At 62.1% G+C, this 24,335-nt stretch carries 21 protein-coding genes; 10 read left to right on the top strand and 11 right to left on the bottom strand.

Features of this window, described 5'->3' with window-relative positions:
- The first annotated feature begins 56 nt into the window (after window positions 1-56).
- The gene (locus OIS50_RS15800; RefSeq protein ID WP_264691595.1) at window positions 57-959 is read left to right on the top strand and encodes a hypothetical protein; all 903 of its coding nucleotides are present in this window, start codon (window positions 57-59) and stop codon (window positions 957-959) included.
- 91 nt (window positions 960-1,050) lie between these two features.
- Here OIS50_RS15800 and OIS50_RS15795 read toward each other — a convergent pair whose 3' ends face one another.
- Both OIS50_RS15795 and OIS50_RS15790 read right to left on the bottom strand, forming a co-directional pair.
- Complete coding sequence (locus tag OIS50_RS15795; protein ID WP_264691594.1) at window positions 1,051-2,616, bottom strand: OmpP1/FadL family transporter; 1,566 nt, start codon at window positions 2,614-2,616, stop codon at window positions 1,051-1,053.
- A gap of 44 nt (window positions 2,617-2,660) precedes the next feature.
- Entirely contained in the window at window positions 2,661-3,968 is a 1,308-nt protein-coding gene (locus tag OIS50_RS15790) for a hypothetical protein (protein ID WP_264691593.1), read from the bottom strand.
- A gap of 197 nt (window positions 3,969-4,165) precedes the next feature.
- On the opposite strand from OIS50_RS15790, the gene proS reads away from it, so the two are divergent.
- The gene (gene proS / locus OIS50_RS15785; RefSeq protein ID WP_264691592.1) at window positions 4,166-5,641 is read left to right on the top strand and encodes a proline--tRNA ligase; all 1,476 of its coding nucleotides are present in this window, start codon (window positions 4,166-4,168) and stop codon (window positions 5,639-5,641) included.
- Window positions 5,642-5,742: 101 nt separating this feature from the next.
- Here proS and OIS50_RS15780 read toward each other — a convergent pair whose 3' ends face one another.
- Complete coding sequence (locus tag OIS50_RS15780) at window positions 5,743-5,988, bottom strand: hypothetical protein (protein ID WP_264691591.1); 246 nt, start codon at window positions 5,986-5,988, stop codon at window positions 5,743-5,745.
- A gap of 204 nt (window positions 5,989-6,192) precedes the next feature.
- Between OIS50_RS15780 and OIS50_RS15775 the strand changes: the two genes are divergently transcribed.
- The gene (locus OIS50_RS15775) at window positions 6,193-6,660 is read left to right on the top strand and encodes an NfeD family protein (RefSeq protein WP_264691590.1); all 468 of its coding nucleotides are present in this window, start codon (window positions 6,193-6,195) and stop codon (window positions 6,658-6,660) included.
- A 49-nt stretch (window positions 6,661-6,709) separates the two neighbouring features.
- The gene (gene floA, locus OIS50_RS15770; protein ID WP_264691589.1) at window positions 6,710-7,705 is read left to right on the top strand and encodes a flotillin-like protein FloA; all 996 of its coding nucleotides are present in this window, start codon (window positions 6,710-6,712) and stop codon (window positions 7,703-7,705) included.
- 236 nt (window positions 7,706-7,941) lie between these two features.
- Here floA and OIS50_RS15765 read toward each other — a convergent pair whose 3' ends face one another.
- On the bottom strand, window positions 7,942-9,984 hold the full coding sequence (locus OIS50_RS15765; RefSeq protein WP_264691588.1) for an OmpA family protein: 2,043 nt from the start codon (window positions 9,982-9,984) through the stop codon (window positions 7,942-7,944).
- 622 nt (window positions 9,985-10,606) lie between these two features.
- On the opposite strand from OIS50_RS15765, the gene OIS50_RS15760 reads away from it, so the two are divergent.
- Both OIS50_RS15760 and chrA read left to right on the top strand, forming a co-directional pair.
- Window positions 10,607-11,596: an isopenicillin N synthase family dioxygenase gene (locus OIS50_RS15760; RefSeq protein WP_264691587.1), complete on the top strand. Its 990-nt coding sequence runs from the start codon at window positions 10,607-10,609 to the stop codon at window positions 11,594-11,596.
- 252 nt (window positions 11,597-11,848) lie between these two features.
- Window positions 11,849-13,069: a chromate efflux transporter gene (gene chrA / locus OIS50_RS15755; RefSeq protein WP_264694397.1), complete on the top strand. Its 1,221-nt coding sequence runs from the start codon at window positions 11,849-11,851 to the stop codon at window positions 13,067-13,069.
- 136 nt (window positions 13,070-13,205) lie between these two features.
- Here the strand turns inward: chrA and rfbA are convergent, their stop codons facing one another.
- The 7 genes from rfbA to prmC all read right to left on the bottom strand — a co-directional run bounded on the left by rfbA (window position 13,206) and on the right by prmC (window position 20,374).
- Window positions 13,206-14,078 (bottom strand): glucose-1-phosphate thymidylyltransferase RfbA, encoded by an 873-nt coding sequence (gene rfbA / locus OIS50_RS15750; protein ID WP_264691586.1) that lies wholly within the window; start codon window positions 14,076-14,078, stop codon window positions 13,206-13,208.
- Between the two features lie 106 nt (window positions 14,079-14,184).
- Window positions 14,185-15,192, bottom strand: coding sequence for an SDR family oxidoreductase (locus tag OIS50_RS15745; RefSeq protein ID WP_264691585.1), 1,008 nt, complete (start codon window positions 15,190-15,192; stop codon window positions 14,185-14,187).
- 108 nt (window positions 15,193-15,300) lie between these two features.
- Window positions 15,301-16,356, bottom strand: a complete 1,056-nt coding sequence (gene rfbB, locus OIS50_RS15740) for a dTDP-glucose 4,6-dehydratase (protein WP_264691584.1) — start codon at window positions 16,354-16,356, stop codon at window positions 15,301-15,303.
- Between the two features lie 27 nt (window positions 16,357-16,383).
- A complete protein-coding gene (gene galE, locus OIS50_RS15735; RefSeq protein WP_264691583.1) occupies window positions 16,384-17,412 on the bottom strand; it encodes a UDP-glucose 4-epimerase GalE in 1,029 nt (342 codons plus the stop codon).
- Between the two features lie 88 nt (window positions 17,413-17,500).
- Complete coding sequence (locus OIS50_RS15730; RefSeq protein ID WP_264691582.1) at window positions 17,501-18,796, bottom strand: nucleotide sugar dehydrogenase; 1,296 nt, start codon at window positions 18,794-18,796, stop codon at window positions 17,501-17,503.
- Window positions 18,797-18,836: 40 nt separating this feature from the next.
- On the bottom strand, window positions 18,837-19,433 hold the full coding sequence (locus OIS50_RS15725) for an acyltransferase (RefSeq protein ID WP_264691581.1): 597 nt from the start codon (window positions 19,431-19,433) through the stop codon (window positions 18,837-18,839).
- Window positions 19,434-19,513: 80 nt separating this feature from the next.
- On the bottom strand, window positions 19,514-20,374 hold the full coding sequence (prmC, locus tag OIS50_RS15720; protein ID WP_264691580.1) for a peptide chain release factor N(5)-glutamine methyltransferase: 861 nt from the start codon (window positions 20,372-20,374) through the stop codon (window positions 19,514-19,516).
- 59 nt (window positions 20,375-20,433) lie between these two features.
- Between prmC and ribD the strand changes: the two genes are divergently transcribed.
- The 4 genes from ribD to OIS50_RS15700 all read left to right on the top strand — a co-directional run bounded on the left by ribD (window position 20,434) and on the right by OIS50_RS15700 (window position 24,116).
- A complete protein-coding gene (ribD, locus tag OIS50_RS15715; protein ID WP_264691579.1) occupies window positions 20,434-21,489 on the top strand; it encodes a bifunctional diaminohydroxyphosphoribosylaminopyrimidine deaminase/5-amino-6-(5-phosphoribosylamino)uracil reductase RibD in 1,056 nt (351 codons plus the stop codon).
- A 141-nt stretch (window positions 21,490-21,630) separates the two neighbouring features.
- Window positions 21,631-22,113 (top strand): GAF domain-containing protein, encoded by a 483-nt coding sequence (locus tag OIS50_RS15710; RefSeq protein ID WP_264691578.1) that lies wholly within the window; start codon window positions 21,631-21,633, stop codon window positions 22,111-22,113.
- Window positions 22,114-22,224: 111 nt separating this feature from the next.
- A complete protein-coding gene (locus tag OIS50_RS15705; protein WP_264691577.1) occupies window positions 22,225-22,914 on the top strand; it encodes a Cj0371 family chemotaxis-regulating polar lipoprotein in 690 nt (229 codons plus the stop codon).
- Window positions 22,915-22,943: 29 nt separating this feature from the next.
- Entirely contained in the window at window positions 22,944-24,116 is a 1,173-nt protein-coding gene (locus tag OIS50_RS15700; protein ID WP_264691576.1) for a glutathionylspermidine synthase family protein, read from the top strand.
- Window positions 24,117-24,335: the final 219 nt, after the last annotated feature.

The following is a 24,335-nucleotide window of genomic DNA, read 5'->3' as shown; positions in this document are numbered from 1 at the left end:
TCGGCCGCTTTCCCCGACCTTTGGTTTCAGCTATGCGTTTACGCCTCGTTTACCTTTTGCTTCTGCTCGCCCCTGCCCTGCTCGGCAGCTGCGGCGGGGCCGATCCGTCGCCGGCGCCGTTCCTGGATTTCATCTCGGAAGGCACGCTGCTGACCAATACCCGCGCCACCACGCCCGGCGACACCTTTCGGACGCGCACGTTTGCCGAAGTGCGCGAAAAGCAGCGCAGCCCCAAGCTGCGGCGCTTCAGCATTGGGGTGCAATACTCGGTCCGGCTGAACAACCAGGAGGCGCGCGTGGAGGAGCCCGAGCGCCTGTACCTCGATACGCTCATCAGCGGCCGCGACTTTTTCCTGTTCAGCAACCGCCTAAAAACCAGCAATATTTCGGGCCGCGAAACCTGGACCTACCGCGTGGAGGACGCCGAGGGCCAAACCACCCGGCGCAGCTACGTGCTCACCGTGCGCCAGCCCGACTCCATCCGGACGTGGCTGAGCTACTCGGCCCGGCTCGAACCCTCGGTGCGCCGCACCAGCCTCGCCGCCGTGGCCACCTCGCGCGGCCTGGTGCTGCCCGCCCACGCCACCGACGCCCGCGGGTTTCAGGAGCTGATTGACCTGGTGTACGTGCCCAACGGAACCGCACCCACGCTGGCCTCGCCCACGGCCCCCGCGGCCGAAACCGCCCCCAACCTGAAGGTGCGGAGCTGGGCCACGCGCCGCAACACCGGCCTGCAGCTTACGGCCCTCACGCCCGCGAGCTTCAACCAGATTAACTCCGACGTGGCTATTACCGCTGCCGTGGCAGCGGCCGGCAACCGCGTCGGCTCCCTGCGCGTGCAAAAGGATCAGGTGCTGGCTTTCCGGACGGCCGATAACAAAGACGGCCTGCTGCTGGTGCGCGAAGTGGGCACCGTAAGCCCCATTGCCGTGGTGCTCGATGTGAAAGTAAACCGCTGAGCCCTAAGTGCTCAGCCTGCCCGCAACCGCAAAGGGGCAGCGCCGACATCGGCGCTGCCCCTTTGCCATTAGCGGGCCCTAGGTGCGCGGCTTAAAACTGCAGGCCCAGGGTAAGGGTGGTGTTGAGGCGGTTGCCCTGCACTTTCACCACGGGCTGCGAGTTGTCGGCCAGGGTGTAGGGCGAGTAGTACCGGTCGCTGAGGCCGTACACGCCGGCCAAGTCGAGGCTCAGGTTTTTCTGGCGCAAGCCCACGCCGCCGGTAAAGAACTGCTGCGTGCGGTCGAAGTCGCTGCTGCGGTACGGGTCGCCGTAGTTGGCGTAGCCCAGGCGCAACCGGAAGGCATCGAGGCGGGCTTCGCCGCCCACGCGCACGTTCACGGTGTTGCGGTACTGGCGGCCAATGGCATCGTTTTCAGCCGAAAAGCTGTAGCTGCTGCCAAACTCCAGGTTCGAGTCGCCGCGCAGGCGGGCCTGGCTGTAATCGAGCAGCTCCACATCGGCCGACACGAAGCCGTACTTGCCGATAACGGCGGCCGCCCCGGTATTCAGGCGCCACGGGGTGGTAAGGCGGTAGCTGTAGCGCCCCAGGTCGGCATCGGTGGCTACGGAGGCCGAGCTGATATTCTGCCCATCAACCCGCAGCGGCTCTTTAAACGTCACGTCGAGCGAGGTTTGGTAGGTATCGTCGAGCTGAAAGGCCGTGGGCGACTGCGCCGAGGCTCCGAGGCGCAGCCAATCGAGCGGGCGGTAAATCACGCCCAGGCGCACGTTGAAGCCGCTGCCCCGGGTTTCTACCTCGTCGCGCAGCACCAAGGAGCCAAACGAGCGGCTGGTGCCCACTTCATCGGCCTCGCGCAGCTCGCGCGTGGAGTTGAAGCGCGTGGTAACGATGCCGAGCCCGCCCCCGATGTAGAGCTTGTCGCGGTAGCTGCCGCCGTAGCCCACGTCGAACTGGGTTTGCGAGCCGGTGTTCAGCACGGTTTCCTCTTGCCGCACCACCGAGCGGCGCAGGGCCGAGGGCGTGTTCACGACGTAGTTGCCGTTGGGCAACCGGTCGTAGTTCACGAGGTAGGCGCCGTAGGCCAGGCCGTCGAGCGTGGCGTATTGGTTATCCGCGAATTGCTGGTCCACGTCGTCGTACACATCACCCAGGCTCTGGCCGGCACCGGCCCTAGGTTCGCGGAAGCGTTGGAACAGCGAACGGTTGTCGGCAATGTTACTGCGGTAGTTGAAGCTGGCGTTGAAATCGTTGACGCGCGTGAAGCCGAAAGCCAGCGTGCCGCCGCGCCAGGGGTTGTTGTCGCTATCGGGGCGGCGGTTTACGAACACCAAGCCCGCGTTGGCCAGGTGCACGCTGTTGCGCCCGTCGGAAAGGCTTGGCGCGCCCTGCACGTTGCTTACCTGCGCCTTGCTGCTGCCAAGGCCCAGGCCCGGCGAAAACGTAAACTCCGAACGCTGATACAAACCCAGGCCGGCCGGGTTGCTGCTGAGGTTGTTGAGGTCGGCACCTAGGGCTACGTTGGCGCCCCCAATGGCCTGCGTACGGGCCGTGCCGCCAAACTGCAGCCGCGAGTACCGGAGCGCATCGGCTTCGGATTGGGCAAAAAGAGGGCTGGCCAAGCCCAGCAAGGCCAGCCCCACGAAGTATTGTTTCATAGCTGAGAGAAGAACTCCGAAAGCGTTAGCAAGGAAGGCGCTGCTTAATCAACACGGCCACGGCCGCCGCGGCTACCGCCGCCGTTGCTGCCTCCGCTATTGCCGCCGTTAAACCCGCCGCTGCTGTTGCCGCGGTCGTACGAGCGCGTGGGCGCCTCGTAAGAACGCTGCGGAGCTTCGTAAGAGCGTTGGGGCGCGTCGTAGCTACGGGGGCGTTCGGGCGCGGGCGAGCTGTAGTCGGCGGCACGCTCGCGGCGCGGGCGCGGCTGCGAGTAATCTACCTCGCGTTGCGGCTGGCCGGCAGGGCTGCCGCCCTCGTCGATGCGGCTGCGGCGCCGGTCGTAGCCGGTGCTGGCGGGCTGATCGGCAGTAGTGCCCGACGGGATGCGGCCACCGCCCTCGGCGGGCACGGTGCCCCCTTCCACGATGCGGTACAAGCGGCCCCGGCCGGGTTGAGGGGCAGTAGTAGTGGTGCTGCCTCCCGTAACGGGGCCGGTGCTGGGTGCATCCTCCACGCGGCCGCGGGCCCGCGGCGTTGCGGGTGCTGCGGAGCCGGGCACAGTGCCGGTGTTGGCCATGCGGCCACCGGTGGGCCCATCTACGCGCGGGCGGCCAGCGCCCGTATCACCGGCGTTGATGGCCTCCACGCCCCGGTCGCGGCGCGGGCGGTAGTTTGCGTTGCGGCCATCGTTGCCAATGCCACCCCAGTTGCGGTTGCGGCCGCCCCAGCCCCAGTTGTTGCCGTAGTAATTGGAGTAGTAGCCGTCGTAGAAACCGCGGTAGTAACCGCCGTAGCCCCAGCCGGCACCGCCCCAGCCCCAGGGCCGGTACGGGTTATAAAAGCCACCCCAGCGGTTGCCCCACCCTAGGTTGATGTTCACGAAAGAGCCACCGCCCCAGCCAGGCCCCCAGAACGGGTCGTAGCCCCAGGGCCGGCCGTAAATGTCGTAGCCGTAATAGAATGGGCTGGGGTTGTACCAGTAGTAGTCGATGTAGGCGTAATCGTAGTAGCCCAAGCCAAAGCCGCGGTAGCCGGGCTGGTGAAAGCGCCGGATGCGAGCCGAGTACGAATAATCGTAATCCTCGGCGTAATACTCGTCGGAGGCGCTGCCCCGGGGCCGGGCGCTGCCGTCGCGGTACTCGGGGTTAGCTACGGCATCAGGGTCGTCGGCGGCGGCGCCTAGGTCGGCGGGGCCGGATTGCGTCGAGGCCGTTACGATTTCGGTGGTCCGGTCCTTCGATGAATAGTACACCCCGTCCGGCTCGGTGGTAGTGGTCGTTTGCGCGACCGTGCAGCCACCTAGCGTAAGCAGAGCCAAGGCGGGCACTAGGGTTGCAGGTATATGTTTCATGGCAGCGTGCGCAGAAAAGGTAAGGACCGGTAAGTAAAGAACGAGCGTGGGGTAGGCTTGTTTGCGCCGACGCGCCCGTGGCGGAGCGGAATGCTCCGTTTTAATAACGTATTTTGGGGCCGAAACGGTGCCCGGTTTCTACTCTCAAATCTTGTACCAAAACCGGGAACTATTTTCCTTCTCTAAGATACTCCGATATGAGCAAACAGTTGCCCAAGCGCAGCGAAGATTATTCCCTGTGGTACAACGAGTTGGTGAAGCGCGCCGGCCTGGCCGAAAACTCCGCCGTGCGGGGCTGCATGGTCATCAAGCCTTATGGCTACGCCATCTGGGAAAAAATGCAGCGCACCCTGGACGACATGTTCAAGCGCACCGGCCACCAGAATGCGTACTTCCCGCTCTTCGTACCCAAAAGCTTGTTTGAGGCCGAAGAGAAAAACGCCGAGGGCTTTGCCAAAGAGTGCGCCGTAGTTACCCACTACCGCCTGCAAACCGACCCCGACAACGCGGGCAAACTGCGCGTCGACCCCAATGCCAAGCTGGAAGAAGAGCTGGTGGTGCGCCCCACCTCGGAGGCCATCATCTGGAGCACGTACAAAGGCTGGATTCAGAGCTACCGCGACCTGCCGCTGCTTATCAACCAGTGGGCCAACGTGGTACGCTGGGAAATGCGCACGCGCCTGTTTCTGCGCACGGCCGAGTTCCTGTGGCAGGAAGGCCACACCGCCCACGCCACCGACGCCGAAGCCCTGGCCGAAACCCGCCAGATGCTGGACGTGTACGCCGAGTTTGCCGAGGAGCACCTGGCGCTGCCCGTGGTAAAAGGCGTGAAGACCGAAAACGAGCGGTTTGCCGGGGCCGTCGAAACCTACTGCATCGAGGGTTTGATGCAGGATGGCAAAGCTTTGCAAGCCGGTACCTCGCACTTCCTGGGGCAGAACTTCGCGAAGGCATTCGACGTGAAGTTCCAGACCAAAGACGGCGGCCTGGAGCACGTGTGGGGCACCTCGTGGGGCGTGAGCACGCGCCTGATGGGCGCCCTGGTAATGGCGCACTCCGACGACGAAGGCCTGGTGCTGCCGCCCAAGCTGGCACCCATTCAGGTGGTTATCGTACCCATCTACAAAACCGGCCAGCTCGACGAGCTGCTGGAGCGCATCCGCCCGATTCAGATGGGCCTGATTGCGCGCGGCATTTCGGTGAAGGTGGACGACCGCGACACCGAGCGCCCCGGCTTTAAGTTTGCCGAGTGGGAGCTGAAAGGCGTGCCCGTGCGCCTGGCCGTAGGTGCCCGCGACCTCGACAACGGCACCGTGGAGGTGGCCCGCCGCGACACCAAGGAGAAGATGAACCTGCCGCTGGCCGATATCGTGAACAGCATCGACCAGCTGCTGCAGGACATTCAGCAGAACATCTACCGCAAGGCCCTGCGCTTCCGCGAGGAGCACACCACCCGCGTGGAGAGCTACGAGGAGTTCAAGCAAGTGCTCGATGGCAAAGGCGGCTTTGTGCTGGCCCACTACGACGGCACCTCCGAGACGGAGGAGCGCATCAAGGAAGAAACCAAAGCCACCATCCGCTGCCTGGCCCTGGCCGAACCCGACGAAGAAGGCGTGTGCATGGTAACGGGCAAGCCCTCGACGCGACGCGCCCACTTTGCCCGCGCGTACTAAGCCCTGCGGCTTCGGCGCGGTGTGCTCGCCGAGTAGCCCATTACCGAAACGGCCCGTTGCCACCTAGGCAACGGGCCGTTTCGGTGATGGGCACCTAGGGCTTAGCGCGCCTGCCCGATGGCGTTGCGCAGCTCGTCGTCGGGGAGGTTGTCGAACCAGTCTTTGGCCAGCTCCAGGCGCACGGTTTGGGCGCCGCCGCTGGGCGTGCACACCACGGGCACGGTGCCGGCGTCGGATTCGGAGCGTTCGGTGGCTTCGGCGGCGGCTTGGCTATCCACGCCGGCGTAGGCTTGCACGCACGTCCAGGTGGTGTTGTCGGGGGTCGTGATTTCGCGTTGTTGCATCATGCGGCTGCTTACGCAACGCCCTAGGTGCGGGGTTGGCCCATGAGCCCCGGCACCTGCCGGCCGCCGCCGGGCCCAACCGGACCTAGGGCATCGGCCGCCACAAAAACCCGCGCCCGCGGCGCAAAAAGCTACGGAAGAATAGCTAACTAACCCCGCCTAGGTGCTTTGTGCGTATCTTTCTGTAGGCATCTTACCCCCGTTGTCATGGACTGGTTTCTGATTGTCGTTTTGCTGGTGTTCGGCGCCGCGTTTCTGGTGGCCGAAGTGCTGCTCATTCCCGGCACCACCATCGTGGGGCTGGCCGGGTTCATCCTGCTCACGGTGGGTATCTGGCTGAGCTACCGCGACCTGGGCTCTACCACGGGCCACGTTATTCTGGGCACCTCGCTGGTACTCACGGTGGCGCTAGTATGGTACGGGCTGCGGCCGCAATCCATCAACCGCTTTGCCCTAACCGAGCGCAACACCGCCCGCGTGGATGATGTGCGCCACGCCGGGGGCGTGGAGGCCGGGCAGGTGGGCCGGGCCTTGTCGGCACTGCGGCCGGCGGGCACGGTGCTGTTCGGCGACGAGCGGCGCGAGGCCACCACCCGCGGCGAGTTTGTGGCTGCCGGCGCGGTCGTGCGCGTGCTGGGCATCGAGCAAAACCGCATTGTGGTGGCGGTGGCGTAGCGGGTTTCTCAGGGAAATGCGCTAACTACGGCCAGCAATATTTCTGGTCATGAACGAGTTTCCCATTATCCCCATCGTGCTGGCGGGCGTCGTCCTGCTGGTGTTTCTCTACTTCTTCCCGATCAGCCTCTGGATTACGGCCATCTTCTCGGGGGTGCGGGTAGGGCTGTTTCAGCTGGTGCTGATGCGCGTGCGCAAAGTGCCGCCCTCGCTGATTGTGAATTCGCTGATTACGGCCACCAAAGCCGGCCTCAACATCACGGCCAACGACCTCGAAACGCACTACCTCGCCGGCGGCAACGTGCCCACGGTTATCAAGGCGCTGATTTCGGCCGATAAGGCCAACATCCCGCTCGATTTCAAGCAGGCCACCGCCATCGATCTGGCCGGCCGCGATGTGTTCGAGGCCGTTACCACGTCCGTAAACCCGAAGGTCATCAACACGCCCAACGTGGCCGCCGTGGCGCAGGATGGCATCCAGCTTATTGCCAAAGCCCGCGTAACGGTGCGCGCCAACATCTCGCAGCTGGTGGGCGGCGCCGGCGAAGAAACCATTCTGGCCCGCGTGGGCGAAGGCATCGTAACGAGCATCGGCTCGTCCATCTCGCACAAAGAGGTGCTCGAGAACCCCGATAAAATTTCGAAGCTGGTGCTGCAGAAGGGCCTCGATGCCGGCACGGCATTCCAGATTCTGTCCATCGACATTGCCGACGTGGACATTGGCGAGAACATCGGTGCCAAGCTGCAAACCGACCAGGCCTCGGCCGACTTGCGTGTGGCCGAAGCCCGCGCCGAAGAGCGCCGCGCCATGGCCGTGGCTATGGAGCAGGAAAACCGCGCCAAAACCCAGGAAGCCAAAGCCCGCGTGGTGGAGGCCGAAGCCGAAATTCCGAAGGCCATTGCCGAAGCTTTCCGCACCGGCAACCTAGGCATTATGGACTACTACAAAATGCGCAACATTCAGGCCGACACCGACATGCGCGACTCCATTGCCAACCCTGGCGGCAGCAGCGGCACCAAGCCCGGCGGGCCCAGCGCCACCTAGGGCACCGGCCGTTGCCTTGGCTGTCATTGCGAGCAAAGCGAAGCAATCTTTCCTCTCGCGGTACAACCGTTCAGCCAGCACAAACCGAAAACCGCACCGCCCGAATCCTGCTACCAGGGTTCGGGCGGTGCGGTTTTAGCCCTAGGTGGTTTTTGCTTAGTGCTGGCTGACAGGTCGTACCCCGCGCAGGACCGATTGCTTCGCTTTGCTCGCAATGACAGCGGGCCGAACGGTTGCTACTTCTTGGTAATCACGAACTCCACGCGGCGGTTGAGCTTGCGGGTTTCTTCCTGCTCGTTCGAGGCAATGGGCTTGGTGTCGCCGTAGCCTTGGGTACTGATGCGGTTGCCCGGAATGCCCTTCGACACGAGGTACTTCTTCACCTCGTTCACGCGGTCGACGGAGAGCTTCATGTTCAGGGCCGGGTCGCCTTGGTTGTCAGTGTGGCCGTCCACCCGGATTTCCATCTGCGGGTAATCCTTCATGATGCGCACGAGGCGCATCAGCTCGGGGTAGGAGCTTTCGCGCAGGTAGTACTTGCTCTGGGCGAAGAAGATGTTGTTGAGGCGGATGGTTTGGCCCACCTCGAACGGAATCAGGAACAGATCCTGGGTTTGCTCGGAGTACTTCTGGCGGTCGGTTACGTCGAGGTTCTGGTCTTCCGAAAGGTAGTTTTTGGCGTCGGCGCGGTAGCCGTAGTGCGCGCCCGCGGGCAGCACAATGGTGTAGGAGCCGTCGGTGGGGTTGGTTTCTACCACGCCAATTTCCTCGCCGGTAATCAGGTTTTCGTAGCGCACGGTGGCCGTTACGGGTTTGCGCGTTACGGCATCGAGCACGCGGCCGCGCACCAGCGCTACCACCTCGGGCTTGTTTTTGGGTGCAAGGCTGATGCGGAAGATGTCGCGCGAGTCGTCGGTGCCGTTGCGGTCCGAAACCAGGTAGGCATCGTCGCCGGCTGCCGAGAGCGTGAAGTAAGCATCGGCCGCGGGCGAGTTGATGCTCGGCCCTAGGTTGCGCGGCTTGCTCCAGTTCGTCCAGGAGTTATCGAGGCGCTTGGCGTAGAAGATGTCGCTCTTGCCGTAGCCTTTCAGGCCCTCCGAGGCGAAGTACAGCGTTTTGCCGTCGGAGGCTAGAAAAGGGGCAAACTCGGCGCCCTTGGTGTTGATGTTGCTGCCAAGGTTGGTGGGGCGGCTAAAGGAGCCGTCATCCTGCCGGAAGCTCACGTACAAATCCTGCTGCCCTTTGCCGTCTTTGCGGTCAACGGCCATCAGGAGCTGCTTGCCCGAGGCGGTCAGGAAGAAGTCGACGTTTTCGGGGTCGTCGTTGTAAAAGTCCTGGATGTTCAGCTTTTCCGGCACCGTCCAGCCGTTGCGGGTGCGGCGCGTAATGCTGGCCCCTTTGGGGTCGAAGGAGCCATCGGGCTTGTAAATGCTGATGAGCACCGCGGTGTTGCCATCGGCCGATACCGAGGCCACGCCGTTGCCCCACGCCGTGTTGATGGGCGCCCCGATGTTTTTGGCCGGGCTCCAGGCTTTGGTTTTGGCGTTGCTGAGCGTGGCATACCACACGTCCTGTGGGTCGCGGGCGCCGCCGTTGTTCTGGGGGCTGCCCTGCCGGGCGAAAAACAGCGTACGGCCATCGGGGGCAATTACCGGGCGTACCTCCGTAAACTTGGTGTTCACGGTGGGCCCTAGGTTCACCATGGCCGAGTCGAAGGAAATGCTCTCGGTGGGTGCCGCCCGGAAGTCCTTTTTCACCATCACGTCGGTCACATCGGCCACGCCAATGGCGTCGATCTGGTTGACGCCGTTCACCTTGGCCGTATTCAGGGTTACCACTACGCCAATGGTGCGGTAGGTACCCGGCGCAAAGGTTACCTGCAGCGTCCGGAACACCTCGGGCAGGGGGCCGGGGCTGGGGTTGTCGTATACCTCGTGCCGCTCGTTGCGGGTATCTACCAGCTCAATTTTGGTGATGGAGCCGGGGTTGAAGTTCTCTACGATGGTAACCTGCCGGGCCACCACCGATTTGGCGAATTTTACCTCGATAAACTCCTTGGGCCCCTCCTTTTTCGGAATCCAGCCGTTGTTGCTGATCTGCCCCAGGGGCAAAGCATCGGGCTCGCCCAGCACTTTTTCGGGCGAAAACGCCTCCTTGCCTTCGGCTTTCTGCGACGATACCTCCACTACTTTGGAAGCCCAAACCGCGTGTTGCGCGCTGGCCGCGCTGCTTGTTCCTATTAATGCACCAAACGTCAGGATGAATGTGCGTATGCTCATACAGTTGCTAGCAAATCAGAAGGCCCAGGTGAAGGCAACCAAGCGGTGCGTCAAAGTCGACAGTTCCCCAAAGACGTCCGTAAGTGGATTCAAGTTTCGGCCGGGCCGAAAAGCGGCTTCAAAAGTAGTGCATCCGGGCCGCAGCCGCCACCACACGATGATGCGACTTCGGCAGGCGCAAGCCCCGGCCCGCAGTACATCAACGGTGCGATGCGCAATCAATATATAACTCTGCCAAGTTTTTTCTACACCTATTTTCAGCACAAGGTTGGTACAAGCGCCGGTGGGCCTGCCCGCTGTTGCGGGGCCGGGCACCTAGGCGCCCTTGGGCGGCGGGTGTAAAAAATTGCCGCGAGGGCGCGCTGGCAAGAGTCCCTTTGGCCCCGCCGCGTGGGGCGGCCTAGGGCACCGCAGCGGCCGCATGCTGCTGGCGCCGAGCTGCAAAGCCCGCTGCAAGGCTGCGGTTCGGGGCCGAAAATGGGCTTATTGAAAGCAGAAAATGTCAGCTGTCAGCGGGGGCCAAACGCGTGGGTGCAAATGGCACTGAACCAACTATGCAAACGTTTTTTTGAGTACCTTGCCGAGTACGAAAGGTTTTCCAAAAGTATATTTCGAATTCGCTATGAGCGAAAAATTGTTGGACGAAATTCCGTCGCTTGACCTGGCCGATTACCGCTCGGGCGACCCCGAGCGCAAAGCCAAATTTGTGCAGCAGCTGGGCGAAGCCTACCAGAACATCGGCTTTGTAGCGCTGAAAAACCACGGCCTCACCGACGAGCAAACGGCCCAGCTGTATGCCGACGTGAAAGAGTTTTTTTCGCTGCCCGACGAGGTAAAGCAGAAGTACGAAAACCCCGAGTTGGCGGGCCAGCGTGGCTACACCGGCAAAGGCAAGGAGCACGCCAAGGGCCGCAACACCGGCGACCTGAAGGAGTTCTTCCACGTGGGCCAGGAGGTTGACGACGCCAACGACCCCATTGCCAAGGAGTATCCCGATAACATCTTCCCCGAAGAAGTATCGCGCTTCAAGGAAAGCACCCTGCGTACTTACAAAACGCTGGAGGCCGCCGGCAAAGACGTACTGCGCGCCATTGCGCTGTACCTGAACCTGCCCGAGAATTACTTCGACGACAAGGTGCGCAACGGCAACTCCATCCTGCGCCCCATTCACTACTACCCCATCGAAAACCCCGACAGCGTACCGGCCGATGCCGTGCGCGCTGCCGAGCACGGCGACATTAACCTGATTACCTTGCTGATGGGCGCCTCGGCCGATGGCCTGCAGGTGCTGCGCCGCGACGGTAAGTGGATTGGCATCACGGCCCTGCCCGACCAGATTGTGGTGAACGTAGGCGACATGCTGCAGCGCCTCACCAACGGCGTACTCAAGAGCACCATCCACCGCGTGGTAAACCCGCCCCGCGAGAAAATGAACTCGTCGCGCTACTCGATTCCGTTCTTCATGCACCCGCGCTCCGAAATGAGCCTCGCGGCCCTGGAGAACTGCGTATCGGCCGACAACCCCAAACAGCAACCCGACATCACGGCCGGCGAGTTTCTCGACGAGCGCCTCGTGGAGCTGGGCCTGAAAAAGGGCAAATCGACGATGTAATTGCTGCCGACAGGCATGCTGGCACGGGCTGCCACTCCGCGGAGTGGCAGCCCGTGGCTTTTCCGGCCCCCCGGCCTGGCCGGGCCGGGCAAGCACCTAGGGCGTTGGCTGCCGCCCGGGCTGCGGGGCAAAGCTTAGGTCTGCCTGCTTGCCGTTCGGGGCAGATTGTGCTTCTTTACTGTTGCCACCAATCTTTCGCCCGTGCAGCTCCCGGAACCCGCCGATGTTAAGCTGGCGCCTCCACCCAGGCGCATGCACGCCAAGCGCGTACGCGGCATTATTTTTCTGAAAGACGTAGCGGTGCTGGCCCTCACGGCATTTGGCGGCCCGCAGGCGCACACCGCCATGATGCTGCGCCTGTTGGTGGATAAGCGGCGCTACCTCACCTCGGCCGAGCTGCTCGAGCTGATGGCCCTGTGCCAGGTGCTGCCCGGCCCCACCTCTACCCAAACCATTACGGCCATTGGGTTCCGGCTGGGCGGCCCCAACCTAGCCTACCTCACGCTGCTGGTCTGGATGCTGCCGGCCGTGTGCATCATGACCATAGCCGGCCTGTCGATAAACTACCTCGACAAGGAGCTGGTAGCCCGGCTCGTGCGCTTTGTGCAGCCTGTGGCGGTAGGTTTTGTAGCGTATTCAGCCTACAAAATTGCCGAGAAGGTAATCCATACCAAAACCTCCGTAGCGCTGCTGGTGGTTTCGGCTTTGGTGGCGTATTTCTTCCAGCTGCCGTGGGTGTTGCCCTTGCTGCTGCTGGGTGGAGGGCTCATTACCACCTTCCGCTACCGCAAACTCCCGAAGGTGGCCGTAAAAGAGCCGCTCAACATCGAGTGGTCGAACTTTGTGCTGTGGCTTGGGGTGGCCCTGGTGGCCGCGCTGCTGGGCCATTACACCCGCTTGCTGCCGGTGCGCTTGTTCGAGAACTTTTACCGCAACGGCTCGCTGGTATTTGGCGGCGGCCAGGTGCTGGCGCCCCTGCTCTACGCTGAGTTTGTCGAGTTTAAGGGCTACCTCAGCAGCACCGAGTTTCTGTCGGGCTACGGGCTTACGCAGGCCTTGCCGGGGCCCAACTTTTCGTTCAGCTCCTACATCGGGGCCCTGGCCATGCGCGAGTACGGCATTGGCGGGCAGCTGATTGGCGCGTTTGTGGCGGCAGCCGGCATTTTCATGCCCGGCACGCTGCTGATATTCTTTCTTATCCGCTTCTGGGACCAGCTCAAGCAGTACCGCGTAGTAAAAGCTTCGCTCGAAGGCATCAACGCCGTGAGTGCCGGCCTGGTAGTGGCGGCCACGTTTCTGCTCTACCACCCGTTACCCGATGGCATTATCTGGCAGCTGCCAGGCCGCTACGCCCCCGATCTGCCCCTGAACCCGGTGCTGGTGGGAGCTACGTTTCTGGTGCTGCTCTGGGACCGTATTCCGTCCTACGTGCTGGTGTTGGGCTCCTTGCTAGCCGGCGCGCTGCTGCCCTAGGTGGCGTGGGCCATGATCAATTATCATTCGGGCAGCAACGTGCCTGAGCTCGGCGGGCCCTAGGTGCCGCACCAAAAAGAATGCCCGGCACCTAGGCGGCACCGGGCATTGCTTATGCTTAGTGGCGGTTAATGCCTTAGAATACCAGTTGCTCCGGCAGGTGCAGCAGGTAGTCGCCGTAGCCACTTTTGCGCAGCGGCTCGGCAATCTTGCGCAGCTGATCGGCATTGATAAAGCCTTGGCGGTAGGCCACTTCTTCAATCGAGCCTACTTTCAGGCCCTGACGCTGCTCAATTACGCGCACAAACTCGCTGGCTTGCATCAGCGACTCGAAGGTGCCCGTATCGAGCCAGGCCGTACCCCGCCCCAGGATGCCCACCTTGAGCTTGCCGCGGCGCAGGTACTCCTGGTTCACGTCGGTAATTTCGTACTCGCCGCGGGCACTGGGCTTCAGCGCCTTGGCAATGCTTACCACCTCGTTGTCGTAGAAGTACAAACCCGGCACGGCGTAGTTGCTCTTGGGCTGCTTGGGCTTCTCCTCGATGCTCAGGGCCTGCAGGTTCTCGTCGAACTCCACCACACCGTAGCGCTCGGGGTCGTGCACGTGGTAGGCGTACACCACGCCGCCTTCGGGGTTGTTGTTGCTTTGCAGCAGCTCCTCCATGCCGGCGCCGTAGAAGATGTTGTCGCCGAGCACAAGGGCCACTTTATCGTCGCCAATGAAATCTGCGCCAATCACAAAGGCTTGCGCCAGGCCGTTGGGCACTTCCTGCACGGCGTACTGGAAATTGCAGCCCAGGTTCTGGCCGTCGCCCAGCAGGCGCTGAAACTGCGCCTGGTCGTGCGGCGTCGTGATGATCAGAATATCGCGAATACCAGCCATCATCAGTACCGACAGCGGGTAGTAGATCATCGGCTTGTCGTAAACCGGCATGAGTTGCTTGCTCACGGCCAGCGTGAGGGGGTGCAAGCGGGTGCCGGAACCGCCGGCGAGGATAATGCCTTTCATCTGAGAAGGAGGGCGCGCCCAGCGCGCCCGTTTCGTTGAACAACTTTATTGGCTCCTTGGTCCTTATTGCCGGGTTGCCACCTAGGCGGGCGCGTGCAACGCGCCCCTACGAACGCTCCTGAATAAATGCCTCGTTGGCTCGGAACCAATCGAGCGTGCGCTTCAAGCCCTCGCGGATGCGCACCTGCGGATCGTAGCCCAGCAGGCGCTGCGCCTTGCTGATGTCGGCCAGCGAGTCGCGGATGTCGCCGGCGCGGTTGGGGCCGTACTCGGGGGTAATATCAACACCGGCTTCCTCTTTCAGGATGTTGAAGAGGTCGTTGAGCGAGGTGCGGTCGGCCACGGCAATGTTGTACACCTGGTTCACAGCTTCGGGGTTCTGCACCAAAGCCGCCCGGATGTTCGCCTGCACGCAGTTTTCCACAAACGTGAAGTCGCGCGTCTGGCCGCCGTCGCCGTTGATGCGCGGCGCCTTGCCCTTCAGCACGGCATCGATAAACAACGGGATAACAGCTGCGTAGGCACCGTTCGGGTCTTGGCGCGGGCCGAAGATGTTGAAGTAGCGCAGGCCGATAATCTCCATGCCGTAGGTTTTGCCGAACACGTCGGCGTACAGCTCGTTGGCGTACTTCGTTACGGCGTAGGGCGAAAGGGGCTTACCGATGCGGTCCTCAATCTTAGGCAGGTGCGGCGAGTCGCCGTACGTGCTCGAGGAAGCCGCGTACACAAAGCGCTTCACGCCGGCGTCCTTGGCTGCTACCAGCATATTCACAAAGCCGCCCACGTTCACGTCGTTCGAGGTGATAGGGTCGTTGATGGAGCGCGGTACCGAACCTAGGGCGGCCTGGTGTAACACTACGTCAACGCCTTCGCAGGCCGCACGGCAAGCCTCGGGCTCCCGAATGTCGCCATCCAGGATTTCCAAAGCCGGGTGCCCTTCAAACAAGCGCAGGTTTTTGCGGAAGCCGTTGGAGTAATTGTCGAAGGTGCGCACCTTCTTTACGCCGTGCTTCAGCAGGTACTCCACAATGTTGGAGCCAATAAAACCAGCCCCACCGGTTACGAGAAAGGTCAGGTTATCGAGCGGCTGCTCGTGAAAAGGCTGTTCGTACATTTCAATAATTCTGAATTATGAATTATGAATCCTGAATTATGGCTTGACTGGGCCGTAACGCAGAGCAATTCATAACTCAGAATTCATAATTCAGAATTGCCGTGCGCGTTAGCGCGCAGCGTATTGCTGGCGGTAGTAATCCTGGTAGGCGCCGCTGGTCACGCGCTCCAACCATTCCTGATTCTCGAAGTACCAGTCTACCGTCTGGCGCAGGCCTTGCTCAAAGGTAACCGAAGGCTTCCAGCCCAGCTCGTTCATGATTTTGCTCGAGTCGATGGCGTAGCGCAGGTCGTGGCCGGCGCGGTCGGTTACGAACCTAATTAGCTGGCGCGAGGTGCCTTGCTCCTTGCCCAGTTTCTCGTCCATCACGTCGCAGAGCAGGTGAATCAGGTCAATGTTTTTCCACTCGTTCACGCCACCGATGTTGTAGGTGTCGCCCACCTTGCCTTGGTGAAATACCGCGTCGATGGCCGTGGCGTGGTCTTTCACGAACAGCCAGTCGCGCACGTTTTCGCCGCGGCCGTACACCGGAATGGCCTCGCCCTTCTGGATGCGGTGCAGCGCCAGCGGAATCAGCTTCTCGGGGAAGTGGTTGGGGCCGTAGTTGTTCGAGCAGTTGCTGATCTTCACGGGCATGTGGTACGTGTGGTACCAGGCGCGCACAAAGTGGTCGGACGACGCCTTGGAGGCCGAGTAAGGCGAACGGGGGTCGTAAGGCGTGTCCTCGGTGAACATGCCGCCGTCCATTTCCAGCGAGCCGTACACTTCGTCGGTGCTTACGTGGTAAAACACGTGGCCGTCGTAGCCGCCGGGCTGCCACAAGTGGCGGGCGGCATTCAGCAAGTGTACCGTACCCAGCACGTTCGTTTTCACGAAAGCCAGCGGGTCGGTAATCGAGCGGTCCACGTGCGACTCAGCCGCCAGGTGAATTACCGAATCGGGCTGCTCGGTGGCAAACAGGTGATCAACGAAAGCCTGATCCGTCAGGTCGCCTTTGATAAAACGATAGTTCGGCCGATCCTCGATGTCGCGCAGGTTCTCCAGGTTGCCCGCGTAGGTTAGCGCATCCAGGTTCAGGATTTGGTACTCGGGGTACTTCGTTACGAACAACCGCACTACGTGCGAGCCAATGAAACCAGCGCCGCCGGTGATAAGAATTTTCATGATCGGGAGAAGAGGTCGTGTTGAGAGTTATTCGGGCTTGGCGCCTAGGTTTTGCTGCCAGCGCCAGGCAGTGGCCAGAGCTTCTTCCAGGCCTACTTCGGTGCGGAAACCGAGCACCTCGGCCGCCTTGGTGGCATCGGCGTAAATAGCGGGCACATCACCGGCACGGCGCGGCCCTGTGCGGTACTTCAGCGGTTGGCCGGTTACGCTCTCGAAGGCTTTTACCACCTCCAGCACCGAGTTGCCGTGCCCGGTGCCTACGTTGAACACTTCCACGGCCTCGGCTTTGTTGCCAAGCTGTCGTTGCACGGCCACTACGTGGGCCCGGGCCAGGTCGCCAACATAAATGTAGTCGCGCACGCACGAGCCGTCGACGGTCTCGTAATCCACGCCGTTAACCGTCAGTTGGTCGCGCCAGCCGGCGGCTGTTTGGGTTACAAAGGGCACCAGGTTGTTGGGCACACCTAGGGGCAGCTCACCAATTTTGCCCGACGGGTGCGCGCCAATCGGGTTGAAGTAGCGCAGCAGAATGCTCTTAACCTCGTTGCCGGGCGCCTGCGACAAGTCGCGCAGGATGTCTTCGCACATTTGCTTGGTGCGGCCATACGGCGAGCTAGCCGCCTTGGTAGGCGTTTGTTCGGTTACCGGCAGCTGATCGGGCACGCCGTACACGGTGCACGACGAGGAGAAAACGAGGTTGTTCACCTTGAATTCCTGCATCAGCTCCAGCAGCACCAGCAAAGAGCCCACGTTGTTCTGGAAGTAAGCCAACGGCTTCTCTACCGACTCGCCCACGGCTTTGTAAGCCGCAAAGTGAATGACACCGGCCAGATCCTGCTCAGCGACAAACACCTCACGGAAAGCTGCTTTGTCGGTGCAATCGGTATGGTAGCACTTCACGTCGGCACCCAGGATAGCGCGCAGGCCCTCCAGCACCGTCTCCTTGGAGTTGGAGAAGTTATCGACGATGACGGGCTCAAAACCAGCCTCCTTCAGCGCCACCACCGTGTGCGAGCCGATGTAACCGGCACCTCCTGTAACAAGGATCTTTTTCATAACTAGGTTTTAAGGACTTAGGGCTTAGGCTTTAGGTTTCGAGCACCGCATAACTGGCACCTTAAGCCTAACACCTAAGCCCTAAAAACTACAAGCTCCAGTACTGCAGCTCGTTGATCTTCTCGCGGAACAGGCCTTTGATGTCGACCAGCACGGCTTTGGGCGCCGTAATCGACTTGAAGTACTCTTCGTCGAGCTCGGTGTAAGGCTTGTGGCTTACGGCCACCACCACGGCGTCGTAATCGTTGCCGATCTGGCTTTCCGGAATCAGGCTGAAACCGTACTCGTGGGTCAGCTCTTCCGAGTCGGCGTGCGGATCAACGATATCCACGTTGACGGAGAAGTTGCGCAGCTCGTTGATGACGTCGGCCACCTTGGAGTTGCGGATGTCCTCCACGTTCTCCTTGAAGGTAGCGCCCATTACCAGCACCTTCGACTTGGCCACGTCCTTGCCTTGCTTAATCATCATCTGCACGGTTTTGCGCGCGATGTAAGCTCCCATGCCGTCGTTGGTAGTGCGGCCCGACAGGATAACCTTGGCGTCGTAGCCGAGCTCTTTGGCTTTGTAAGTGAGGTAGTACGGATCGACGCCGATGCAGTGGCCGCCCACCAGGCCGGGGCTGAACTTCAGGAAGTTCCACTTGGTGCCGGCGGCTTCGAGCACTTCGTAGGTGTTGATGCGCATGCGGTCGAAAATCATCGACAGCTCGTTCATCAACGCGATGTTCACGTCGCGCTGGGTGTTCTCGATGATTTTGGCGGCCTCGGCCACCTTAATCGACGACGCGCGGTGCACGCCGGCCTTCACCACTAACTCGTAGGTTTTGGCAATTTCTTCCAGCGACTCCGCGTCGCAGCCCGCTACCACTTTCACGATGGTGGAGAGCGTATGCTCTTTGTCGCCGGGGTTGATACGCTCGGGCGAGTAGCCTACTTTAAAATCGGCGGGGAATTTCAGGCCCGACTCGCGCTCCAGAATCGGGATGCAGTCCTCTTCGGTGCAGCCGGGGTACACGGTCGATTCGTACACCACGTAGTCGCCTTGCTTCAGCACTTTGCCCACGGTGGTGGAGGCGCCAATCAGCGGCTTCAGATCGGGCATGGCGTGCTCGTCGATGGGCGTAGGCACGGCCACCACGAAGAAGCGGGCTTCGCGCAGCACGTCCAGCGAATCGGTGAACGTGATATCACAGCCCTCAAAAGCCTCGGCCTCCAGCTCGCCGCTGGGGTCTTGGTTGTTGCGCATCATCTCTACGCGCTGGGCATTGATATCGAAGCCAATAACGCTGATTTTGCGGGCAAACTCCAGGGCGATAGGCAGGCCTACGTAGCCTAGGCCAATGACGGCCAGCTTGGCCTCTTTATTCAATAACTGCTCGTACACGGGTCGGAGGAACTTGGAAACGGGAGCTTGGATATTCGGATTATTGCTCGGCGCTCATACGCGAAACGCGCTGGCCGGTTAGTTGGTATTGCCAACCACTTTCGGGACAGGCAGCGGAACCGGCCGCATCGAACTGCAGGCGGTGGCCATGCTGGCTTACCCAACCGTGCTGGCGGGCCGGGTTGCCGTACACCAGGGCGTAGGGCAACACGTTTTTGGTAACCACGGAGCCGGCGCCTACGAAAGCGTAGGCCCCTAGGTGCACGCCGCACACAATGGTGCTGTTGGCCCCAATGCTTACGCCCTGCTCCAGCACCGTAGCCTGGTATTGGTGGCGGCGGGGCACGGCGGCGCGCGGATTGCGCACGTTGGTGAACACTGCCGATGGGCCGATGAATACATCGTCGTGGCACTCCACGCCGGCGTACAAGCTCACGTTGTTTTGCACCTTTACGTTGCGCCCCAGGCGTACGCCTTCGGCTACAAACACGTTTTGGCCCAGGGAACAGCCTTCGCCCAGTTCGGCGCCGCTGCTAACGTGGCAAAAGTGCCAAATGCGCGTACCGGCACCAATGCGGCAACCATCGTCGAGCACGGCGGTGGGGTGCGCAAAGTAGTCGGGGGCAGTTTGGGTCATTGGCCAGCCAGCAGCAGTGGTTTTCGGCGGGCAAAGGTAGGCCTTTTCACTTAGACGTCATTGGCTTGGACGCGGTGGCCTCAGCCGGGCCACGTAGCCCGCACCATCCGCGCGCGGCCCGTGAGGTCGGGCAGAGCACGGGCCTGCATGTAGCCGGCCTGCTCGAGCAGGGCCACGGTTTCGTGCGGCAGTGCCTCGTTGATTTCGAAGTAGATAGCCCCGCCGGGCTTCAGCAATTGCTGCCCCAGGTGGGTGAGGCGGCGGTAGAACACCAGGGGGTCGTTGTCGGGCACAAACAGGGCGGTATGCGGCTCGTACTGCAGCACGTTGGGGCGCATCAGGGCTTGCTCCGACTCGCGCACGTAGGGCGGGTTGCTTACCAGCACATCCAGGCTGTAGTCTTCAATACCTGGCGGAGTGGTGTGCAGAATATCGGCCTGCAGCCACTGCACCTGCGGGGCGTAGTGCTGCCCGTTCTGGCGGGCTACGGTCAGGGCTTCGGCTGATATATCGAGCCCCCATACGTGGCTTGCGGGCAGCTGCCGCGCCAAGCTTATCGGAATGCAGCCTGAGCCGGTGCCCACATCCAGAATCCGCAGGCCTTGCTTGCCCGCTTGCTCCTGCACAATCAGCTGCACTAGTTCCTCGGTTTCGGACCTAGGGATGAGCGTGGCCGGCGTGACGAGCAGCTCCATATCCAAGAACGGCGCCACGCCCAGTACGTACTGCACCGGCTCGTGCTGCAGCAACCGACCTAGGGCGGCCTGGGCACTTGCCTGCGCAGCGGCCGGTACGGCATCGGCGCTCTGCATGCGGCGCTGCAACGGCGAAAGCTGCAGCACGTGCTCCACCATAATGCCGGCGATGCTGCTGGCTTCGGGCGCGGGGTACAAGGGCAGCAGCGCCTGGGTAAGCTGGTCGGTAAGCTCTCGGATGGTCACGTTCGGGCAGGGCTGTATCTTGTCGGGGCAAAGCTACACCACCTGCTTCGTTGCCCCTCATGACCGCGCCTCCCGACTTCACCGCCCACGACGAACTGCTGATGCGCCGGGCCCTCGACTTAGCCCTGCTGGGGCAGTTTACGGCCCGCCCCAATCCCATGGTGGGCTGCGTGGTAGCCGATGCCAACGGGCGCATCGTGGGCGAAGGCTGGCACCGGCAGTACGGTGGCCCCCACGCCGAGGTAAACGCCCTTGCCGCCGTGCCGCCCCAAATCGACCTAGGCGCGTGCCGCGTGTACGTAACGTTGGAGCCCTGCTCCCATTTCGGCAAAACGCCTCCGTGTGCTGATCTGCTGATTGCCCGCGGCGTGCGCGACGTAGTGGTGTGCAACGCCGACCCCAACCCGCTGGTAGCCGGCCGGGGCTTTGCCAAGCTGCGCGAGGCCGGCATTCGGGTGCGCACGGGTTTGCTCGAGGCCGAAGGCCGCCGCCTGAACCGTCGTTTCTTCACGGTGCAGGAGCGCAACCGACCGTACCTGATCCTGAAATGGGCCGAATCGAAGGATGGGTTTGTGGCTGGCCCCGGAGGGCAACCTGTGGCCATCAGCTGCCCTACCTCGCGCATGCTGGTGCACCGGTGGCGGGCCGAGGAGCAAGCCATCATGGTAGGCACGCGCACAGCCCTGAACGACAACCCCCAGCTGAACGTGCGCGAGTGGCCTGGCCCCGACCCACTACGCTTGGTTATCGACCGCAACCTCTCCTTGCCCGCCGGCCACCACCTGCTCGATGGCTCGCAGCCTACCGTAGTGTACACCAACCGCGAACGGCACGATGCCGAAAACCTCAGCTTCGTGACGGTGCCGCCCAGTCAGGATCTGCTGCCCGCCATTCTCGACGACCTGAACGCCCGCCGCGTGCAATCGGTGCTGGTAGAGGGCGGCCCGGCCTTGCACAATCTGCTGCTGCAAGCGGGTTTGTGGGATGAAATACGCGTGCTCCGCAGCCGGCACGTGCGTATCGGCGCCGGCGGGGTGGTAGCTCCCTCGCTTAACCTCACGGGCTTGCGCGAGCATCGCACCCTAGGTGCCGACGAGCTGTTTGTGTTTTACTAGCTGTTAGCTGTTAGCTGTTAGCTGTTAGCTGTTAGGGTGAACTTGGTTTGCTGAATCGGGTTGGAGCGGCGCGGGTTACTTTTGCTTCGGCTGACGTGTTACGTGTTACCTGTCACCTGTTACTTGTCACCCCAAACGAACATGGCCGAAGACCTCCTTATCGACCGCACGCTTTCCAAAGCCGAGCAATACCAATCCATCCTGCCCCAAATCGAAGCCCTGACCACGGGCGAGCCCGACCAAATAGCCAACCTGGCCAATGCCATGGCGGCCCTGAAAGAAACGTTCGGCTTTTTCTGGGTGGGCGTGTACGTGGTGAAGAACGACGAATTGGTGCTGGGGCCGTTTCAAGGCCCCGTGGCCTGCACGCGCATCCGGCGCGGCAAAGGCGTTTGCGGCAGCTCGTGGGCGCAGGCGCGCACCTTGCTGGTGCCCGATGTCGAGCAGTTTCCGGGGCACATTGCCTGCAGCTCGCTCTCTAAGTCGGAAATCGTGGTGCCCATCATCAAAGGGGGCAGCGTAGTGGCCGTGCTCGACGTAGACAGCGACCAGCTCAACGACTTCGACGAAACCGATCAGCAATACCTCGAACAGCTGTGCCAGCGCATGGCGCAGTGGTTCTAACTGGTACCAAGCCCTAGGTGCCCGAACTCCAACAAGCATCAGGCACCTAGGGTGCTTTCTCGCGTACCCATTACCACCCCTCCCACCCGGCTGCTCTAGCCACCAACTGCCATGAACAAGACCTTTTACCGGCTCGGCGACTGGCGCCGCAACCTGCTGCTGGTAGCTGCGGCTACCAGCCTGGGCCTATCGGTGCTGCCGGCCTGCACCTCCAACAATAGCCGCCCCGAAACCGAAGCCACCGGCGACTGGAGCGGCGAAACCTTTAGCCAGGGCGTCATCACCGAAATGACGGAGGTACAGCCCGGCCAATGGAAAATAACGGCTGAGCGCCCAGCCGGGAAGGAAGAAGTAGCCGCCATTCTGCGCCACTTCGATGGCAAGGTGGATACCCTGCAGGGCCAGGCCTTGCAGCGGCAAATGCAGGATTACGCCCGCCAGTACCCCGAAAACCGCGTGGCTGGCACCGGCCTTATGGATGTACTGATGTGGAGCGGCATCGGCTACATGGCGGGCCGCTTCCTAACGCCCAACCCGGGCTTTTATGCTAACCCCGGCCTGATGCAGCAGAACTACGGCTGGCGCCAGAACATTGCCCGCGAGCGGGAAAACGAAGGCCGCGGCTTTTACGGGCGTGGCTTCTACGGGGGCCGTAGCTCGCGCACGGCCGGTATTCAGGAAAGCCCCTCGTTCCGGCGCAGCGCCTACCGCACCGGCACGTACCGCAGCTCGGCCCCGAGCTACGGCCGCAGCAGCGGCTTTGGCACGCGTAGCAGTGGTTCGCGCGGCTTTGGTGGGTAATTACTAATTCATAATTATGAATTAACCGCATGATCCGCCTCCTGCCACTAACCGGCGATGTAACCCCAGCCATTCGGCGCCTGGGTTGGGATTGGGCCGTTGAGGATGCCTGCGCCACGTACCTCGCCCCGGAGGCGCTGGAGCTCAGCGAACCGCAAGCCGAAGAGCTGCTTCAGGCTGCCGACACGCTCTACGAGATGTTGGTGCAGGCCGTGCCCGACCCCATCCCCGACGATTTTCTGCAGCTGATGGGCATACCCACCAACCTGTGGCAAGCCGTGCGGCACTCCTGGAACGACGAACGGCATTGGCACCTCTACGGCCGCTTCGACCTTGCCGCTACTCCCGACGGTATCAAGCTGGTAGAGTTCAACGCCGACACGGCTACAAGCATCCCCGAAACGGCCGTGGTCCAATGGGCCAGCCTCATGGCCGCCGGCCGCCCCGAAGATCAGCAGCAAGCCAATGGGCTGTTCGAGGGCTTGGAGCTGCAGCTACGCGAGTGGCTGGGCCTGAACGCCGACCTGGAGCCTAACCTGCTGCTGGTGTACTTGCCCGATAGCCAGGAAGACGAAACCAACTGCCAGGTAATAGCCGAAGCCGCCCGCGAGGCCGGTTTTGCCTCCGTACACGTGTGCCCGGTTGATGCCATGCAGGTATCGGTGATGGGCGAAGAACGGGGCGCCTGGGCCGAAGCAGCGCCCGGCGAGTGGCAGCGCTTTCCGTTTGTGTTTAAGCTGGTGCCCTGGGAGATTCTGGCCGAAGAAGAGCCCGAGCTTACCGCCGACCTGACGCAACTGCTGCAAAGCCGCGACCTGATTATTGCCAACCCTGCCTACACGTTGCTTTTCCAGAGCAAAGCCATGCTGGCGTGGCTGTGGCAAGTGTTTCCGCACCACCCCCTGTTGGTCGAAGCTTCGTTGCAGGACCTAGGCGGCCACTACGTACGCAAGCCGCTGTTCGGCCGCGAAGGACAAAGCCTGACGGAGGTGCAGGATGGCCGCGTGCAGCACGCCGAGCCAGGCGAGTACGACCAGCAGCCCCAAGTGCGCCAGCGCTGGCTCGAGCTGCCCGCCGATGCGCAAGGCCGCCGCTACCAAGCCGGCGTGTTCTGGGCCGGCGAGGCCTGCGCCCTAGGTTTCCGCCGCGCCAACGGTATCATCACCAACCTCTCGGAGTTCGTGCCGCACATTGTGACTTAGGGCGCAGGCCAAGCCCGGGGGCGGTATTTCCTAGGTCGTTGTCATGTCGAGCATGTTGCGCATCGAGCAACGAACCGAGACATCCCGCGTGCTGACGCCAGATTGCATCCGCTCCTCTCTCTACGATGTCGCGCATGGAGCGAGGCAGGGGCTGGGGGTGAGGTTCCCTAGCGTGAGAAGGTCCTTCGCTTTGCTCAGGATGACAAGACGAAGCCCTAG

The organism is Hymenobacter sp. YIM 151858-1, from assembly GCF_025979705.1.
In the GTDB taxonomy this organism is placed as follows: Bacteria; Bacteroidota; Bacteroidia; order Cytophagales; family Hymenobacteraceae; genus Solirubrum.
Note: the sequence above shows the minus strand (reverse complement) of the source record. Positions and strands in the feature narration are given on the sequence as shown.